The organism is Enterococcus sp. CWB-B31 (genome assembly GCF_020567645.1).
Lineage (GTDB): Bacteria > Bacillota > Bacilli > Lactobacillales > Enterococcaceae > Enterococcus_L.
This window is the reverse complement of record NZ_JAJDJW010000002.1, coordinates 170,197-188,175: the sequence shown is the minus strand read 5'-3', so window position 1 is coordinate 188,175 and position 17,979 is coordinate 170,197. Positions and strand designations below refer to the sequence as shown.

Sequence of the window (17,979 nt, the reverse complement as noted above, 5' to 3'; positions counted from 1 at the left end):
TAAAAATATTTTGTGACTGTTTTTGAACAAACTGAATTTTAGTAAGCAGCCAGAAGAGTTGAAGACGGGGAACAGTATGCGTAATGCCTCTCTCGACAAGACTTCTTCTGTAAGGTTTTCCTGTAATAATGTGATAGAATAAAACTGAGGTGAATATATGTGAAAAGAAAACTAGTTATGCCTAAACCCCTGTTTGTGGAACAGGGTCCAAAAGCAATTCTCTTACTTCATGCTTATTCCGGAAGCAGCAATGATGTTCGTATGCTTTGCCGGTATTTGGAAAAAGAGAATTATACAGTTTATACTCCCATATTTTCGGGACATGCTACGATGGCTCCAGAAGATATTTTAAATAAGACGGTGAACGACTGGGAAAACGATACGCTGCAGGCTGTTGCGTTTCTAAAAGAACATGGGTATGAGCAAATAGCAGTGCTGGGATTATCAATGGGCGGTGTTTTTGCAGTGAACCTGCTGACTCAAACATTTGATGAAATCGTTGGCGGTGGCTTCTTCTGTTCACCTATTTTCCCGGTAAAGACCCATGTGCCAGAAAATTTTGCTGTTTATGCAGAAAATGTTTTAAAGATTTCCGGAGCAGAGGCGGAGGAAATAGAAAAAAGAATGATAAGCATCAAGCAGCGGGCTGTTCAGCAGCTGGAGCAAATTGAACAATATGCTTCAGCAACTGCGGAGAATTTGGGGAAAATCTCTGTCCCAGTTTTCGCAGCTCAGGCCGGGCAGGACGAAATGATTGATGCAAAAGGTGTATTTAAAACAATTGAAGCACTGACAACCACGAAACTTACATTCAACTGGTATCCGAACAGCGGACATGTTCTGACTGTGGGTCCCGGTCATAAAGAATTAGAGCAGGATGTTGCCAATTTTTTGGAGACACTGCCTTGGGATAAGGAGAACAAATGACAAAACAAACAATTAAGGAAACAATCCTTTCTTATATGGAAGGACAAAAAAAGAAGAGCTTTTCAATGGAGGAGCTGGCAGAAGGCTTGAATCTGCAAAAAGGCTCAGATTTTAAGCTGCTTGTACAAACTGCTGCTGCTTTGGAGCGTGAAAACCTAATCGAGTTTACAAAAAAGGGCAAAATTAAATTGCCGGAAAAAGGAATTTCCGTTGAAGGTATTTTTCGGGCCAATGAACGTGGATTCGGCTTTGTTACAATTGACGAGGAGGAGCCGGATGTATATATTTCAAAGGAACATACTAATTATGCTATGGATGGAGATACCGTTATAGTTGATATTTTACAGCCGGCAGATCCTTTTTCTGAAAGAGTAGCAGAAGGAGCTGTTCTTTCGATTCAAAAAAGGGCCATCACACAAATCGTTGGAGAATTTTCCGCTTATGATGAAGAAGAGTCTGCTGAGACTGATTTATACGGCTACATTATACCTAAAGATAAAAAGCTGAGCCGCCTGACGGTCTATGCAGCAGCTGAGGGAATTAAACCAGTGGATGGCAGCGTGGTGATTATAGAAGTGACACACTATCCTGAAAAAGGGTATGCTGCGAGTTTAGAGGGAATCGTAAAAAAAGTCATTGGTCATAAGAATGATCCGGGAATGGATATTTTGTCCATTATTGTCGCTCACGGGATTCCAACTTCCTTTTCGGATGAAGTCCTTGCAGCAGCTGATAAAGTACCGGATACTATTTCGGAAGAGGATATAAAAGACCGCAGAGATTTGCGCGACTCGATGATTGTCACGATTGACGGTGAAGATGCAAAGGACTTGGATGATGCAGTTACTGTGAAGAAACTGGAAAACGGGAATTACTTTTTGGGCGTTCATATTGCAGATGTTTCCTATTACGTGACAGAAGGAAATGAAATGGACAGAGAAGCCTATGACCGGGGAACTAGTGTTTATCTAACCGATCGAGTGGTTCCAATGCTGCCGCAACGGCTGTCTAACGGTATTTGTTCGTTGAATCCTAAAGTTCCCCGTCTGACAATGAGCTGTGAGATGGAGATTTCACCTGAGGGGACTGTCATCAAGCATGAGATCTTTCAAAGTGTGATTCAGACCACTGAACGAATGACTTATACTGCTGTAAATGAAATTTTGGAAGAACAGAATGCTGAAACGATAGAAAGATACCAGCAGCTGGTACCGATGTTTCGGGAAATGGCCGAGCTTCATGCTATTTTGGAAAAAATGAGAGAACAGCGAGGTGCGATTTCATTTGAAGACAATGAAGCAAAGGTTCTGGTTAATGAAGAGGGACATCCCCAAGATATTCTGCTTCGGCAACGTGGTTTGGGCGAGCGTCTGATAGAATCATTTATGCTTGCAGCCAATGAAACAGTGGCGCGGCACTACTCTAAATTAAATCTGCCATTTATCTATCGAATCCATGAACAGCCCAAAGAGGAAAAAATGCAGCGTTTCTTTGATTTTGCTGCGATGCTGGGTATTCTGGTCAAAGGAACAAAGGCAGATATCACACCTAAAGATTTACAGCGTGTGCTGACTCAAATCGAAGGTAAGCCGGAAGAGCCTGTCATCAACACTATGCTGCTGCGCAGTATGCAGCAGGCTCGCTATTCAGAGGACAACTATGGACACTATGGTCTGGCAGCGGAATATTATACACATTTTACTTCTCCGATTCGTCGTTATCCGGATTTAATCGTTCATCGTCTGATTCGCAGCTATGGAACAGATAAATCAGAAAAAATGCAGGAAAAATGGGCTGCACACCTGCCGGATATTGCCGATCACAGTTCAAAAATGGAACGTCGGGCAGTGGAAGCTGAACGTGAAGTGGAAAGCATGAAGAAAGCTGAATTTATGGCAGACAAGATTGGTGAAGAGTATGAGGGAATTATCAGCTCAGTGACAAAATTTGGTATTTTTGTTGAGCTGCCAAATACTATAGAAGGACTTGTACATGTCAATTCGCTGAAGCAGGATTATTTCCATTTTGTTGAAAAACATCTGGCTCTTGTGGGTGAACGGACAGGATTAACATTAAAAATCGGTCAGAAGGTTCGAATCAGGGTTGAAAAATCGGAGCCGGAAACAAGGGAAATTGATTTTGAATTAATCGAAGCAGAAGAATTAGAGCGTCTGGAAATAAACAAGCCAAGATCAGAAAATAGAAGAAGCCGCAGGAGAACAGACCACGGCAAGGGAAGAGGAAAAACGAAAAATCCTGATTATAAACAGGGAAAGCAGGCATCTTCTGGTAAGAAAGCTTCTAAAGGAAAGAAAAATGGGAAAAAGCCGTTTTATAAACAAATAGGCAAAAATAAAATGAAGAACAAAAAGAAAAAATAACAACGGAGGAGTTTGTGATGCCTAAAGGAGAAGGAAAATTAGTTGCTCAAAATAGAAAAGCAAGACATGACTATACCATCATTGACACAGTGGAAGCAGGGGTTGTATTGCAGGGAACGGAAATTAAATCTATTCGTAATGGACGAATTAATTTAAAGGATGGTTTTGCCCGAATCAGAAACGGTGAAGCCTATCTTTACAATGTTCATATCAGCCCGTATGAGCAGGGAAATATTTTTAATCATGATCCTTTAAGGACAAGAAAGCTGCTGCTGCATAAAAAGCAAATCAGTAAGCTGATCGGTGAAACAAAAAATACTGGAGTTACACTGGTCCCTTTGAAAGTTTACATTAAAAACGGCTTTGCCAAAGTCTTAATTGGTCTTGCAAAAGGGAAGAAGCAATACGATAAACGTGAAGATTTGAAACGTAAAGAAGCAGATCGGCAAATCAGCCGAACACTAAAAAACAGCTTAAGATAACTATTAACGAGGCAGTGCCGGAGAATACCGTTTCTCCGCCTGTTTATTTTGATTATGAGAAGCTGGGTGGAAAAATTAATTTTTCAAAAACTTTTCATGTATTTCTAAAAGAAAAAAATCGTCTTAAATCATATTTAATTTGTTATATATTCTTTTTCGCATATTTCGCTTCTTTTCTTTATCTTCCTTGAAAAATTTGTTAGAGTGTAGAAGAAACTGATGGTCTGCCATCGTTTTTATTTAAGAGTTGGCTGCGTTCGTTTTTATGCCTCGGATAATGGTGGAATGAAGAAGAAATGAAAAGAATATTTTGTCACTTTAAATAGAGTGTCGAATTTTCATGAAAATACTTTGTAATTCGCGATCGTTGGTGGTATTATACGTTGTGGTTGAAAACAACTTTAAAAATTATCATGTAGTTGAGCGGAAAAGAGGTGAAAAAAATGGAAGAGAAAACACCCCTCTTCAATATTGGTCCCATATGGTTTGATAAGACAATTTGTATCATGGTTTTATTAACTTGTGTGATCGTTTTTGCCATAGTCTATCTCTGCACAAGAAATTTGCAGCTGAAGCCAAAAGGAAAACAGAATGTGATTGAATGGATAATTGATTTTGTTCGCGGAATTATTACAGACAACATGCCTGGTAAAGAAGTAACAAATTTTCACTTATTATCCTTCACTCTTTTTCTATTTGTTCTCGTTGCAAATACCATTGGCTTGGTTACGAAAATTACGGTTGGTGAAACTTCCTACTGGAAGAGTCCGACAGCCGATCCGATTGTTACGCTTACACTGGCGCTGATTATGATTATATTGACGCATGTATTCAGTATTAATCGATTTGGAGTAGCAGGGTATTTCAAGAATAGCTTTTTGAAGCCAGTAGGTTTTCTACTGCCGATCAAGTTTATGGAGGAGTTTACGAATCTGCTGACACTTGCTTTGCGTCTGTATGGAAATATTTATGCAGGTGAAGTGTTGTTGGGATTGATTGCAGGTTTGGTTTCTGGAGTAGGGTTTTGGGTCATTCCGCTGGCAATACCGCTGGAAATGATCTGGTTGGCCTTCTCATTGTTTATTGGCGGGATTCAAGCTTTCATTTTTGTGACTTTATCAATGGTTTACATGGCTCACAAAGTTGAAATTGAAGAAGAGTAGTAGTTAAAAGTAAAAACGGTAGTTAACTATCAACATTTCAGGAGGAATAGAAAATGGACGGATTAAATTATATCGCAGCAGCGATCGCAGTATTTGGAGCAGCAGTAGGAGCAGCATACGGGAATGGGAAAGTGATTTCCAAGACTCTTGAATCAATGACACGTCAGCCTGAAATGGCCGGTCAGTTAAGAACAACAATGTTTATCGGGGTAGCCCTGATCGAAGCAGTTCCTATTCTGGGTGTAGTTATTGCATTATTGTTGGTGCTGAGATAATTTACTATAGAAGGCAGGACGCTGTTGGTAAAACCTACCGTCACTGCTTTCTTCTATTTATACAAAAGAGAGTGTGTGACAACTTTTTGTTTGTCTGAGGGGGTCATGCAAGGACATTCTTCTACGCTTCTTCGAATGCTCGTCGCATGTTTGAGGAACATACAAGACATGCCAACGCTTTTTTAAGCAGGCGCATTTGTATTGAGAAGTGGACAATGTGAGAGTCGTAGATACAAGGATTTTCTGCAAGTGCAGAAACATCTAGTGAAGAGGGTATGCGAAACGATGATCTGCTGATTGTGTAGACATTCAAGCTTAAATAGGAGATAGCTGATCGCAGAGGCATATAAAGACTGGAACACCGTTTATAAATTATTAAGAGTCATGATATATTTCGTCATGAACTCTGTAGGATAATTTTTACAGGAGAATATTCACAAACCAACTAAATTTTTGGTGAAGGAATGAATGGAAGCTCACTGTAAAATTCTGATAGAATACCTTTAAGAATGCAAAGAAAGGATGGCGAAACTTCATGCTTACACAGTTTATTTTAGGTGAAGCAGCGCCCAGTACAACATTGGGTACCATTATTGTCGTTACCGGAGCATTTCTAATTTTAATGCTGCTGATTAAAAAATTTGCATGGGGCGCAATTACCGATATATTAAAACAACGTGAAGATAAAATTGCAAATAATTTGGATTCTGCAGAGCAGTCTCGAATTTCGGCTGCTAAAATGGAACAACAACGCCAGGAAGAACTGCTGGCTTCTAAAACAGAAGCTGCTGAGATCATTAAGAATGCCAAAGAAAGCGGCGATCAAAACTACAGAAAAACTTTGGCAGAAACAACTGAAGAAGTGTCACGCTTAAAAGAAAAAGCAAAAAATGACATTGAACAGGAGCATGATCAGGCAATTGCAGCAATTAAAGAGGAAGTCGCATCTTTATCTATCCAGATTGCAGAAAAACTATTAACAAAAGAATTGACACCAGATGCTCATGAAGCATTAATCAATTCTTATATTGATAATTTAGGTCAACTTGATGAAACTCGATAAATACATGGTAGGTAAGCGTTACGGCAAAGCACTGTTCGAACTGGCGTTGGAAAAGCAGGAGGCCGATGATGTTTATCAACAATTATTAAAATTGAGAGAAGTCTATCATCTTGTTCCGGGAATTGGAGATATCCTTAGTGATGCTCGGCTGGAGCCTACAGAAAAAAATGAGATTATGGAACAGCTTCTGAAGGGATTTTCTGGGACTGTGGAAAGCTTTCTTCAAGTTGTTCACAGTTACAGCCGCATGAATGACATGCTGCTGATGATTGATGAATATGAACGAAGATATGATGATCATAAAAGTCTGATTTTGGGGACAGTAATTACCGCAGTACCTTTGAACAGAGAACAGCATCGTCAGATTGAAGCGAAAGCAGCAAATCTGCTGGGATATGAAGAAGCAAATTTAATTAATTTAATCGAACCTAAAATTTTAGGCGGTGCAATTATTGGAGCCAATTACAAAGTGATTGACGGCAGTCTTAGAAGACAGCTGCAGCAAATAGAAGAGCAATTGTTGAGATAGACTTTTAACAGAGAATAAAGAGGTGACGCAAATGTCCATCAAAGCAGAAGAAATCAGTGCTTTAATAAAAGAACAAATAGAACATTATCAACAGGCATTAGCAGTTGAAGAAGTGGGAACAGTAACTTATGTAGGGGATGGAATTGCCCGCGCTCATGGTTTGGAAAATGCAATGAGCGGTGAGCTTTTGGAATTTTCAAATGGAGCCTACGGAATGGCGCAAAATTTAGAATCAAATGATGTCGGAATTATCATTTTGGGTGAGTTTGAATCGATTCGTGAAGGCGATAAGATCAAACGGACCGGCAAGATTATGGAAGTTCCGGTTGGAGAAGCTCTGATTGGCCGCGTTGTCAATCCGCTGGGACAGCCCGTTGACGGTTTGGGAGAAATCAAAACAAACAAATTCCGACCAGTCGAAGCTGCGGCACCGGGAGTGATGCAGAGGAAGTCAGTAAATGAACCAATGCAAACCGGTCTGAAAGCTATTGATGCACTGGTTCCTATTGGTAGAGGTCAGCGTGAACTGATTATCGGCGATAGAAAAACAGGAAAAACATCTATTGCAATTGATACGATTATTAATCAAAAAGGTCAGGATGTTATTTGTATTTATGTTGCAATTGGACAAAAGGAATCAACAGTTCGCTCACAAGTGGAAACACTGCGTAAATTTGGTGCGCTGGAATACACAATTGTAATAACAGCAAGTGCTTCTCAGCCTGCGCCGATGCTTTATATTGCGCCTTATGCAGGAGCAGCCATGGGTGAAGAATTTATGTATAACGGCAAGCATGTTTTGATCATTTATGATGATTTGTCAAAGCAGGCAGTTGCTTATCGTGAATTATCTTTACTGCTGCGCAGACCTCCAGGTCGTGAAGCCTATCCGGGAGATGTATTCTATCTTCATTCTCGTCTGCTTGAACGGGCAGCGAAACTGAGTGATGAACTTGGCGGCGGTTCGATGACTGCATTGCCGTTTGTAGAAACTCAGGCTGGAGATATTTCAGCGTATATCCCAACAAACGTCATTTCAATTACAGATGGTCAGATTTTCCTGGAAAGTGATTTGTTCTATTCCGGAATTCGACCTTCTGTGGATGCAGGGTTATCTGTTTCACGTGTCGGCGGCTCTGCTCAGATTAAAGCTATGAAAAAGGTTGCGGGCACACTTCGTCTGGACTTGGCAAGCTATCGTGAGCTGGAAGCCTTCACTCAATTTGGCTCAGATTTAGATTCAGCTACACAGGCAAAACTAAATCGCGGCCGCAGAACGGTTGAGATTTTGAAACAGAAGCTTCATGCTCCTTTATCAGTTGAAAAGCAGGTAGTTATTTTGTTTGCATTGACTCGAGGAATGCTGGATAGTATCAGCGTAGACAAAATCTTGAATTTTGAAGAAGAGCTGTTCAATTATATTGATGGAAAATATCCACAACTATTTGAAATAATTCGAGCTACAAAAGACCTTCCGGATGAGGAAGAGCTGAAAGCAGCAATCTTAGAATTCAAGGACGTTTTCAATTCTTCAAATAATACAGGAAAATCAGCAGTTGAAGAATTAAAAGAGAAAATGACCAACGCATAGAGAGGTGAGTGGAAATGGGCGCTTCATTGAATGAAATCAAACAACGTATCGCTTCAACAAAAAAAACCAGTCAAATCACTAAGGCTATGCAGATGGTTTCAGCAGCTAAGCTAACCAAATCAGAGGCTGCTTCAAAAAACTTTCAGGAATATGCTGCCAAGATTCGTTCGATTGTTACTCATCTTGTGGCTTCCCAGCTCAGTGATCTGGAAGAATTAAATGATGATTCGGATTTGAATGGCTATCATGCTATGCTGGCTACCAGACTAGTCAAGAAAACCGGGTATATTGTGATTACTTCGGATAAAGGACTAGTTGGCGGATACAACAGTTCAATTCTTAAACAGACAATGAGCATGCTTCAGAATGATCATGACCATCAAAATGAATATGTTTTGATTACGATTGGCGGAGTCGGCGCAGATTTTTTTAAGACAAGGGGATATGATATTGCCTATGAACTGAGAGGTCTGACAGATCAGCCCTCTTTTGATGAAGTCAGGAAAATCGTTTCTACAGCGACTTCAATGTACAGCAGTGAAGTATTTGATGAACTGTATGTTTGTTACAATCATCATATTAACTCTCTGACCAGTCAGTTCCGTGTTGAAAAAATGCTCCCGATTTCTGACTTGGATCCCGATGAGGATGCAGCTTATGAACAGGAATACATTTTGGAACCTTCAGAAGAAGCAATTTTAGATCATTTGCTGCCTCAATATGCAGAGAGTTTGATTTACGGGGCAATCATTGATGCCAAGACTGCAGAGCATGCCGCTGGAATGACAGCGATGAAGACAGCAACGGATAATGCGAAAACAATTATTAATGATCTGACGATTTCCTATAATCGTGCCCGACAAGGAGCTATTACTCAGGAAATTACAGAAATCGTAGCGGGAGCCGCTGCACTGGAATAAACAAAGGTCTGAAAGATAAGACTTAGGAAGACTGGAGGAAGAAACATGAGTTCAGGAAAAATTATTGAAGTCATTGGCCCGGTTGTTGATGTTGAGTTTTCTTTGGATCAGCCGCTGCCTGACATAAATAATGCATTAGTTGTATATAAAAACGGCAAAGATAAACAAAAAGTAGTACTGGAAGTTGCGTTGGAGCTTGGAGATGGTGTTATTCGTTCAATCTCCATGGAATCAACGGATGGACTGCAAAGAGGAATGGAAGTTATTGATACAGGCAAACCAATTTCTGTTCCTGTTGGTAAGGAAACGCTTGGACGGGTATTTAATGTACTCGGCAACACCATTGATCTGGAGGAACCATTTCCGGAAGATGCCAAAAGAAGCGGTATCCATAAAAAAGCACCGACTTTTGATGAGTTAAGCACCAGCAGTGAAATTCTTGAAACCGGAATTAAGGTCATTGACTTGCTTGCTCCTTACTTAAAAGGGGGAAAAGTCGGACTTTTTGGGGGTGCAGGTGTCGGGAAAACGGTACTGATTCAGGAGCTTATTCATAATATTGCACAGGAACATGGCGGAATCTCTGTATTTACCGGTGTAGGAGAACGGACACGTGAGGGGAACGATCTCTACTATGAAATGAAAGATTCAGGGGTTATCGAAAAAACTGCCATGGTATTTGGACAAATGAATGAACCGCCAGGCGCTCGTATGCGTGTTGCTTTGACCGGTTTAACGATTGCAGAACATTTCCGTGATGAAGAAGGACAGGATGTTCTGTTGTTTATCGACAATATTTTCCGCTTTACACAGGCGGGTTCAGAAGTTTCAGCTCTGCTTGGACGGATGCCTTCTGCAGTGGGCTATCAGCCTACTCTGGCAACTGAAATGGGCCAGCTGCAGGAACGGATTACTTCAACGAAAAAAGGATCAATTACTTCTATTCAGGCAATTTATGTACCGGCTGATGATTATACTGATCCTGCTCCGGCTACTGCCTTTGCCCATCTGGATGCAACAACTAATCTGGAACGACGTCTGACTGAGCAGGGAATTTATCCGGCGGTTGATCCGCTTGCTTCTTCTTCCAGTGCATTGACACCTGAAATTGTTGGCGAGGAGCACTACCATGTGGCAACTGAGGTTCAACATGTACTTCAACGATATCGAGAGCTGCAGGACATTATTGCTATTCTGGGGATGGACGAATTGTCCGATGATGAAAAAATTCTTGTAGGGAGAGCTCGTAGAATTCAGTTCTTCTTGTCTCAAAACTTTAATGTTGCAGAACAGTTTACAGGTCAGCCTGGTTCTTATGTGCCGGTTGCTGAAACCGTTAGAGGCTTTAAAGAAATTCTTGAAGGAAAATATGATGACCTGCCTGAAGAAGCGTTTAGAAGTGTAGGGCAAATTGAAGATGTTATAGAAAAAGCGAAGTCATTGAACTACTAGGAGGCGTACATGATGGATAATGTGTTAACTGTTAATGTAATGACTCCAGATGGTCTGGTTTATGACCATCGTGCCCGCATTGTCGTTGCAAGGACGACAGACGGTGAAATTGGGATTCTTCCCAGACATGCGCCGATCATCGTTCCTTTGGCAATTGACGAGGTTCGGATTAAAAGAACAGATGCAGATACACATGTAGATTGGATTGCAGTAAACGGCGGTATTCTGGAAGTTCGTGACAATATTGTCTCAATCATTGCTGACAGTGCTGAAAGAGAACGCGATATCGATGTTTCCAGAGCAGAGCGTGCAAAACAGCGTGCTGAGAAGATGATTCAGGAAGCTAGGCAAAATGATAATATTGATGAATTTAAACGGGCGAATGTGGCACTGCACAGGGCCATTAACCGGATCAATGTAGCCAAACATACGTAAAAATAAAGAAGAAGGCAGTCACAAAGAGAGCGGCTTATTTGTGGCTGTTTTTTTCATAATAGGATGTATATTTCCAATTTTTTGCCATAGATTATTAAATACATATGAATAAAAGGTATTTTTTTTATAATTTTTCCTTTTTTTGTGATAAACTATTCGTGTATTGTCTTTTACAAATAAAAGAAAGAGAACTACTGATAGAAGGAGAATCATTATGCAGTTTTATGGGATTGATGCGATTATTCGAATTGCTTCTCATGTATTATTTATATATCTGAGTTTTTGGGCATTTCAGGCTGTTAGAATTGATCAGTTTTTTAAATCTCTCCATGTTGCACAAATTAGGGTTTTGATTATTCTATTTTCTATTGTTCTGGGATATACGTCAAGTGCATTCTTTTTGGAATTTATTGCATTATGTCGTAATATCTTTACATCTTTCTTTTCATAAACAGTTATTTATGAAGTAATTGTACAAATTTACATTAAAGAGTGGTATAATAGAAAAGATTTTGAGTAGGAAAGACCTATTCTTATTTTTGGAGGGAACGAAATGGAACAGATCATTGTTCATGGCGGTAACCAATTAAAAGGAACTGTAAAGATTGAAGGAGCAAAAAATGCGGTGTTGCCGATTCTGGCAGCAACACTTTTAGCAGAAGAAGGGACTACTGTTTTAAAGAATGTACCAATCCTTTCAGATGTGTTCACAATGAATCAGGTAATCAAACACTTAAATGTAGATATAGACTTTAACGAAAAAGAGAATGAAGTAATTATTGATGCAACAAAACCGTTGGGAATTGAAGCAAATTATGAGTATGTAAGCCAAATGAGAGCTTCAATTGTTGTTATGGGACCATTACTGGCTCGTAATGGTCATGCAAAAGTTGCGATGCCAGGCGGTTGTGCAATTGGTAAACGACCAATTGATTTGCATTTGAAAGGATTTCAAGCTTTGGGAGCTGAAATTATTCAAAAGAACGGTTATATTGAAGCTGTTGCAAAAGAATTAAAGGGCAGCAGAATCTATCTTGATTTCCCAAGTGTGGGAGCAACACAGAATATTATGATGGCTGCAGTTTTGGCAAAAGGGACAACGATTATTGAGAATGTTGCCAGAGAGCCTGAAATTGTTGATTTGGCTAATGTATTGAATAAAATGGGTGCACAGGTTTATGGTGCCGGTACAGAAATGATGCGTATTGAAGGAGTGCAGAAACTGCACGCTGTTGAACATTCGGTTGTTCAGGATCGTATTGAGGCTGGTACGTTTATGGTTGCCGCTGCAATGACAGAAGGTGATGTTTTAATTGAAGAAGCAATTATTGAACATAATCGCCCGTTAATTTCTAAATTAACAGAAATGGGTGCTGTTATTAAGGAAGAAGATAAAGGTATTCGTGTCATTGGTCCAAAAGAAATTAAACCAACAGATATCAAGACATTACCTCATCCGGGATTTCCGACAGATATGCAGGCACAGGTAACTGCAATGCAGGTTTTAGCAAAAGGCTCCAGCATTGTTACTGAAACTGTATTTGAAAATCGTTTCCAGCATTTAGAGGAAATGATGAATATGAATGCAGATGTTCAGATTGATGGGAATATTGCTGTAATTAACGGTGGTAACGAGCTTCAGGGGGCTTCTGTGAATGCGACAGATTTAAGAGCCGCTGCAGCATTAATTCTGCTTGGTCTGCGTGCAAATGGAATCACACGTGTTTCTCATCTTAAATATTTGGATCGCGGCTACTATGAATTCCATAAAAAGCTTCAAAAACTGGGTGCAAAAGTAGAACGTATAAATGAAGATACTGTCGAAACAAAGGAAACAGCAGCAGTTCGTTAAGATAGGGGTAGTTAGTTATGAGTTCAACGCGCTATATTGTAGTGACCTTGTTGAAAATTTTAGTTGTTATTTCATTGGTTCTTATTCTTTTTATCACCGGCACAATGATCGGCTATGGGATTGTTGGCGGCGGAGATCCGAAAGATGTTTTTAATAAGGAAGTATGGACTCATATTCTGGACTTTTTTAAGTAGGGCTTCTTATGAATTGAAGTATACAGTAAATAGTTTGTTATTAGATAGCAAAGCTGGAATGGCGATCGTCATTCCAGCTTTTTCTATAACAGCCTAATGAAATAGTATATAAATAAAGAATAGATAAAGTTTTATGAAAATTCTTTTTTGATTTAAACTGAATAGTATATGAAAGTTTCAGCGGCTGCGAATTGTTTATGTACTTATTAATACCTGTCTGTGGTTCATAGTTAATCAATGGTGTTTAACTTTTCTATAATATTTTAGAGCTTTTTTATTTGAAAGAGAAATTCTCAGAGGAAAAATTTTTTCTATGATATAATTGTAAATGGTAATAAACACGAAAATACTGCTGTTTATTCTATGCTGGGTTTTAAATTAAGATCATCTGTGAGTGAATGGCAGAGAGATTTAGATATAAACAGAGTAATTTGTTATTTATTTTTTAACAAAACTGGGCAATAGTTGTTAATTGCTTATTGTATCTGAATCAGACCAAATGAAAGAAACTGGGAGTGATTTCTTGGTTTTCATTACTAATGAAAAGGAGCGAGATATTGATGAAAGCAATTGTTACCGAGGTAGGAGCACAGGCACTTGATGAAAAAGAGCGAATGATTATTCTTTTTGGTGAAGGTGCAACAGAAAGTTTACGTGAACATTCTATTATTCAAAAATTTGAGGGCACTAAAGAACTAACCATTAAGGATGGGGACCAGTTAAAAATTGATAAAGCTGTTTATACGGTAAAACAGGTTGGGCCGTTTGCCAATGCAAATCTAAATAGTATTGCCCATGTAACACTGGTTTTTGATGAAATTCCGGAAGAAGATGCTGTGGTCAACGGTCTTTATCTGTCACCAACTGAATTTCCAAAAATACATGTAGGTTCTGTTATAGAATATATTTGTTGAGGAAGGTGATTGAATGTCGAAAGACCCGCAAATAAAAAAGGAAAAGACAGGAAGCCGTTTTTCATGGTTTTGGCGTTGGTTTTTAAACAGTCAGGTTGTAACTGCCTTGCTGATTGTCCTGCTGATCCTGCTGATACTATTATTGTTTACGAAGGTGTCTCATCTATTTACACCTTTGTGGCAGTTTGTCGGTGTTGTCGGACTGCCTATTATCATGGCAACAATTTTATATTATTTACTTAATCCAATTGTAGATTATTTGGAAAAAAAGCAAATTCCTCGAGTCTGGAGCATTTTTGGATTGTTTGTTGTTGTTATGGCACTCATCGTCTGGGGTGTTATTGTAATTGTTCCTGAAATACAAAGTCAGGTCGTCAGCTTTACCAATAATTTTCCCAAATATGTTGATACGATTGACAGCAAAATGCAGGAGATTTTAAGTGATCCGCTTTTTGGTCAATTGAGGCAGCCGCTAGAAGATATGGGAGATAGGCTGACTAATTCAATTGGTGATATCATTAAGAATGTTTCATCCTCAACTGTTCAGGGACTTGGAAACTTTTTTGGGGCTGTAGCTTCTGTTGTGGTAGCAGTATTCACTATGCCGTTTATTTTATTTTATCTGCTGAAAGACGGTAAACAGCTTGCACCGTTCTATATAAAGTTCCTGCCAAACAAAATGCGCAAGCCAACGTTAAGTGTTCTGTCAGAAATGCATAGTCAGGTTTCTTCTTATATCCGTGGACAGTTGACAGTGGCATTTGCTGTAGCGATGATGTTTATTATTGGGTTTTCAATAATAGGACTGGAATATTCGATCACTTTGGGAATTATAGCTGGTTTTTTGAACCTGATTCCTTATCTGGGATCGTTTCTTGCGATGGTTCCTGCAGTCTTCTTGGGGATTGTTGGAGGACCTGTATTACTGATCAAAGTATTAATTGTCTTTGTATTGGAGCAGACAATTGAAGGACGAGTTGTGTCGCCGCTTGTTTTGGGAAGTCGGCTGGATGTTCATCCAGTGACGATCTTGCTGGTTCTTCTGACTTCAGGAAAACTGTTTGGTATTACAGGAGTAATTTTAGGTATTCCTGTCTATGCTGCAGCAAAAGTATTGATTAAAAATATTTTTGAATGGTATAAAGAAGTTTCAAGCTTATATTATGATGAAAAAGAAAATGATATTGAAACCTGATTAAAAAATGATTCTTAGTTAAATAGCCGAATGCTGAACGTTTCAATTAATAAAAAAATAATATTACACAATCTAAAAACACCAATGAATGAGCTGGAAAAGTTTGCTCCATTGGTGTTTTTTTGTAAAACACTGCTTATTTTCAATCTGTCTATCTTTAACAGCAATTGGGCTGTTTAATAAAGGTAGAACTCTGCTTACAATGATAAATATTGTATAGATGAATATTTTTTTGCTCATTAGAGAGGATGCTTTAGAAGAGAATGACTTCTTGTATGAACAAGTAGAAGTGTGCTAAACTATTTTTCGTAAACCAATTGTTTTAAAGAAGAGGGGGGAAGTGAAATAGCTACTATTACATTTAGAGTGACAGAGGAAGAAAAAGATTTCCTGAAAAAGGTTGCTAAGTTCAATAACAAGACAATTTCTGAGTTTGTTAAAGAGAAAGTTTTGGCATCTGCTGAAAATCAGATTGATTTCTACACTTATAAAAAATTAATGGCACAGCATAATGAAAAAGATGGAAATACTTCACATACCACTATGCTTGAACACTAATGGGCTGAATATCCTTTAGTTTCTGCATTGATGTTTTTTTGTAAAATAAATGAGGTTGTGACATAAGTCTATGAAAAAAACTCCAGAAATGACGGGAAACCGCTCATTTCTGGAGTTTTTTGGGTAAAGTAAAAGAGTACGGTAGCCACCGTACTCTAAATCATTCAATCCCCGAAAGGATCAAAATCATGCATACAAATTATAACATGAATCAGCTCACTGGCAATGACTTCTCTTCTCAATCTTATGTCACAGACCCGTTACTGTAATTTTTAGAAGTTTTTACCAAAATCAGCTGCTTTTGTCAGTGCTTGGTTCATCAATTCCTCCTCACGCTCAGGTGCATAATCAATGCCTTCAATAAATAACTGCTGTACATTTTCAATTCCAATAAAGTTTAAAATCCCTTTTACATATTGAGAAGAGAAGTCATTGCCTTCGTAAACTCCCCCATTTGACTGAATATGCAAAACATCTTTTCCGGCAGCTAAGCCTTTAGGTCCTTCTTCAGTATATTTGAATGTTTTTCCGGCAACATTGATTGTATCAATCCATGCTTTCAAACGAGTCGGTACGTTCAAATTCCATAAAGCATTGGCAATTACAACCTTATCTGAATCAATAAATTGCTCTGTAAGATCATTAAAACGGGCAATTTTTTGTTGTTGAGATTCATTCAGACTTGTGAATTCTGCACCGGCACGCAATGCATTCCAGCCAGACAATAGTTCTTCATCAATTTCGGGAATGAAATCATTGTAAACATCAAGCACTTCAATTTCATCATTTGTATTTGCTGATTTATAACTTTCTAAGAATGAGTCCAACGCACGTACTGAACGTGATTCCTCTTTTGTTAGCGGATGGGCTTTAACAACTAATAATTTTGACATGTAGTTTCTCCTCTTCTTTAGGCTCGACAACAGACAGGACGGAATAGCTATTTCTAAAAAGAAATCTAATGAGTCAGTGCTTCTGCAGAACCTGATTTTCGTTTTAAAATAGTAGTGAAAAATATAACAGTATCATTTTACTAATAAAAAGTAAGAGAATCAATTTATTTGCCTGATAAAATTTCTGTTTTTTTCTGAGATTGAAAAAATAGAAGACCAAGACTTTTTCATCAGTTATTTAGTTGGAGAAATTGTATTGCGTACACGTTGAATAGATTTTTGAGATGCTTCTTTTTCTCTAAACATACAAATAACGAAGAGACAGTCAATAATACTTAATTGAGAGATTCTCGAAGAAAGAGCCTCAGAACGAAATTCGATTTCCTCTGCAATGGAAAGGAAGGTCAGATCGGCCATTTCTGCCAGTTTAGAATTTGGACGACTGGTCAGAACAATTAATGCAGCTCCTGATTTTTTTACGACCTCTGCCAGCTTGATTGTTTCTTTTGTCTGTCCGGAATGTGAAATGACAAATGCGCAGTCTGTTTTATTCAGCAAAGAAGCTTCCATCAATTGGATATGGTAATCAGAGTATTGGTTGACAGAGATAGGAGATCTTAGAAATTTATGAAAGGCATCCTGTGCTACAACATTTGAACCGCCGATTCCAAAAAAAGAAACTTTATGAGCTTGGGTGAATAAATCCGCTGCCTTAACTAAGTCTGTTTCTACCAGCAGCTGACGAGTATCTTTTAACGCCTGAATATTTGAATCGAAAACTTTTTGACTCATTGTCAGCTCATTATCATTCTGTTCAATCGTTTCATGAATTGAGAGAATGGTTGAATCACTTTCCTGCATTAATAAAGCAAGCTTAAAATTTTTGAAGCCGGAAAAGCCCAGCTTTTTTGTGAACTGGAAAAAAGTGGAATCTGCAATATTTAGTTCCTTAGACAGGTCGCTGATACTGCTGTGACTGACTTTTTCTGGGTGATCTAAAATGTATTGAGCAATTGTCTGCTCTTTTTGGCTTAAATTAGGCATAAGGGTTTTTATACTTAAACGAATCGGGATATTCTCCAAAAAATCGCCTCCGTTTCCTTCTTTATCTATATAGTAATAGCTTATACTTTGAGAAAGAAAAAATCAAAAGAA

General features: G+C 38.7%; 19 protein-coding genes. 17 read left to right on the top strand and 2 right to left on the bottom strand.

Annotation, left to right across the window (positions count from 1 at the left end; translation table 11 throughout):
- The first annotated feature begins 177 nt into the window (after nucleotides 1-177).
- The 17 genes from LI954_RS03570 (at nucleotide 178) to relB (ending at nucleotide 15,931) form a co-directional block, all read left to right on the top strand.
- Nucleotides 178-927: an alpha/beta hydrolase gene (locus LI954_RS03570; protein WP_202065044.1), complete on the top strand. Its 750-nt coding sequence runs from the start codon at nucleotides 178-180 to the stop codon at nucleotides 925-927.
- Nucleotides 924-3,308: a ribonuclease R gene (rnr, locus tag LI954_RS03565; RefSeq protein ID WP_229443642.1), complete on the top strand. Its 2,385-nt coding sequence runs from the start codon at nucleotides 924-926 to the stop codon at nucleotides 3,306-3,308. Before LI954_RS03570 ends, rnr begins: the two co-directional genes overlap by 4 nt.
- Before the next feature lie 17 nt (nucleotides 3,309-3,325).
- Entirely contained in the window at nucleotides 3,326-3,790 is a 465-nt protein-coding gene (smpB, locus tag LI954_RS03560) for an SsrA-binding protein SmpB (RefSeq protein WP_202064699.1), read from the top strand.
- 443 nt (nucleotides 3,791-4,233) lie between these two features.
- Complete coding sequence (gene atpB / locus LI954_RS03555; protein ID WP_229441740.1) at nucleotides 4,234-4,953, top strand: F0F1 ATP synthase subunit A; 720 nt, start codon at nucleotides 4,234-4,236, stop codon at nucleotides 4,951-4,953.
- A gap of 53 nt (nucleotides 4,954-5,006) precedes the next feature.
- On the top strand, nucleotides 5,007-5,228 hold the full coding sequence (atpE, locus tag LI954_RS03550; RefSeq protein ID WP_202064692.1) for a F0F1 ATP synthase subunit C: 222 nt from the start codon (nucleotides 5,007-5,009) through the stop codon (nucleotides 5,226-5,228).
- 535 nt (nucleotides 5,229-5,763) lie between these two features.
- Nucleotides 5,764-6,291 (top strand): F0F1 ATP synthase subunit B, encoded by a 528-nt coding sequence (gene atpF / locus LI954_RS03545; protein ID WP_202064690.1) that lies wholly within the window; start codon nucleotides 5,764-5,766, stop codon nucleotides 6,289-6,291.
- On the top strand, nucleotides 6,278-6,820 hold the full coding sequence (atpH, locus tag LI954_RS03540) for an ATP synthase F1 subunit delta (RefSeq protein WP_202064689.1): 543 nt from the start codon (nucleotides 6,278-6,280) through the stop codon (nucleotides 6,818-6,820). The genes atpF and atpH overlap by 14 nt, the downstream gene beginning before the upstream one ends.
- Before the next feature lie 31 nt (nucleotides 6,821-6,851).
- Entirely contained in the window at nucleotides 6,852-8,411 is a 1,560-nt protein-coding gene (gene atpA / locus LI954_RS03535; protein ID WP_229443640.1) for a F0F1 ATP synthase subunit alpha, read from the top strand.
- A gap of 14 nt (nucleotides 8,412-8,425) precedes the next feature.
- Nucleotides 8,426-9,331: a F0F1 ATP synthase subunit gamma gene (locus tag LI954_RS03530; RefSeq protein ID WP_229443638.1), complete on the top strand. Its 906-nt coding sequence runs from the start codon at nucleotides 8,426-8,428 to the stop codon at nucleotides 9,329-9,331.
- A 45-nt stretch (nucleotides 9,332-9,376) separates the two neighbouring features.
- On the top strand, nucleotides 9,377-10,783 hold the full coding sequence (atpD, locus tag LI954_RS03525; protein WP_202064686.1) for a F0F1 ATP synthase subunit beta: 1,407 nt from the start codon (nucleotides 9,377-9,379) through the stop codon (nucleotides 10,781-10,783).
- A gap of 12 nt (nucleotides 10,784-10,795) precedes the next feature.
- Entirely contained in the window at nucleotides 10,796-11,218 is a 423-nt protein-coding gene (locus tag LI954_RS03520) for a F0F1 ATP synthase subunit epsilon (RefSeq protein ID WP_229443734.1), read from the top strand.
- A 214-nt stretch (nucleotides 11,219-11,432) separates the two neighbouring features.
- The gene (locus LI954_RS03515; protein WP_229443637.1) at nucleotides 11,433-11,669 is read left to right on the top strand and encodes a DUF1146 family protein; all 237 of its coding nucleotides are present in this window, start codon (nucleotides 11,433-11,435) and stop codon (nucleotides 11,667-11,669) included.
- 102 nt (nucleotides 11,670-11,771) lie between these two features.
- The gene (murA, locus tag LI954_RS03510; protein ID WP_202064682.1) at nucleotides 11,772-13,070 is read left to right on the top strand and encodes a UDP-N-acetylglucosamine 1-carboxyvinyltransferase; all 1,299 of its coding nucleotides are present in this window, start codon (nucleotides 11,772-11,774) and stop codon (nucleotides 13,068-13,070) included.
- A 17-nt stretch (nucleotides 13,071-13,087) separates the two neighbouring features.
- Entirely contained in the window at nucleotides 13,088-13,264 is a 177-nt protein-coding gene (locus tag LI954_RS03505; protein ID WP_202064678.1) for a DNA-directed RNA polymerase subunit beta, read from the top strand.
- 560 nt (nucleotides 13,265-13,824) lie between these two features.
- The gene (locus LI954_RS03500; protein WP_229443635.1) at nucleotides 13,825-14,178 is read left to right on the top strand and encodes a PTS glucitol/sorbitol transporter subunit IIA; all 354 of its coding nucleotides are present in this window, start codon (nucleotides 13,825-13,827) and stop codon (nucleotides 14,176-14,178) included.
- A gap of 13 nt (nucleotides 14,179-14,191) precedes the next feature.
- Entirely contained in the window at nucleotides 14,192-15,373 is a 1,182-nt protein-coding gene (locus LI954_RS03495; protein WP_202064674.1) for an AI-2E family transporter, read from the top strand.
- 345 nt (nucleotides 15,374-15,718) lie between these two features.
- Nucleotides 15,719-15,931, top strand: coding sequence for a type II toxin-antitoxin system RelB family antitoxin (relB, locus tag LI954_RS03490; RefSeq protein WP_324254744.1), 213 nt, complete (start codon nucleotides 15,719-15,721; stop codon nucleotides 15,929-15,931).
- A gap of 272 nt (nucleotides 15,932-16,203) precedes the next feature.
- Here the strand turns inward: relB and LI954_RS03485 are convergent, their stop codons facing one another.
- Nucleotides 16,204-16,824, bottom strand: coding sequence for an FMN-dependent NADH-azoreductase (locus tag LI954_RS03485; protein WP_202064672.1), 621 nt, complete (start codon nucleotides 16,822-16,824; stop codon nucleotides 16,204-16,206).
- 234 nt (nucleotides 16,825-17,058) lie between these two features.
- Nucleotides 17,059-17,868 (bottom strand): MurR/RpiR family transcriptional regulator, encoded by an 810-nt coding sequence (locus tag LI954_RS03480; protein ID WP_229443732.1) that lies wholly within the window; start codon nucleotides 17,866-17,868, stop codon nucleotides 17,059-17,061.
- Nucleotides 17,869-17,979 lie beyond the last annotated feature (111 nt).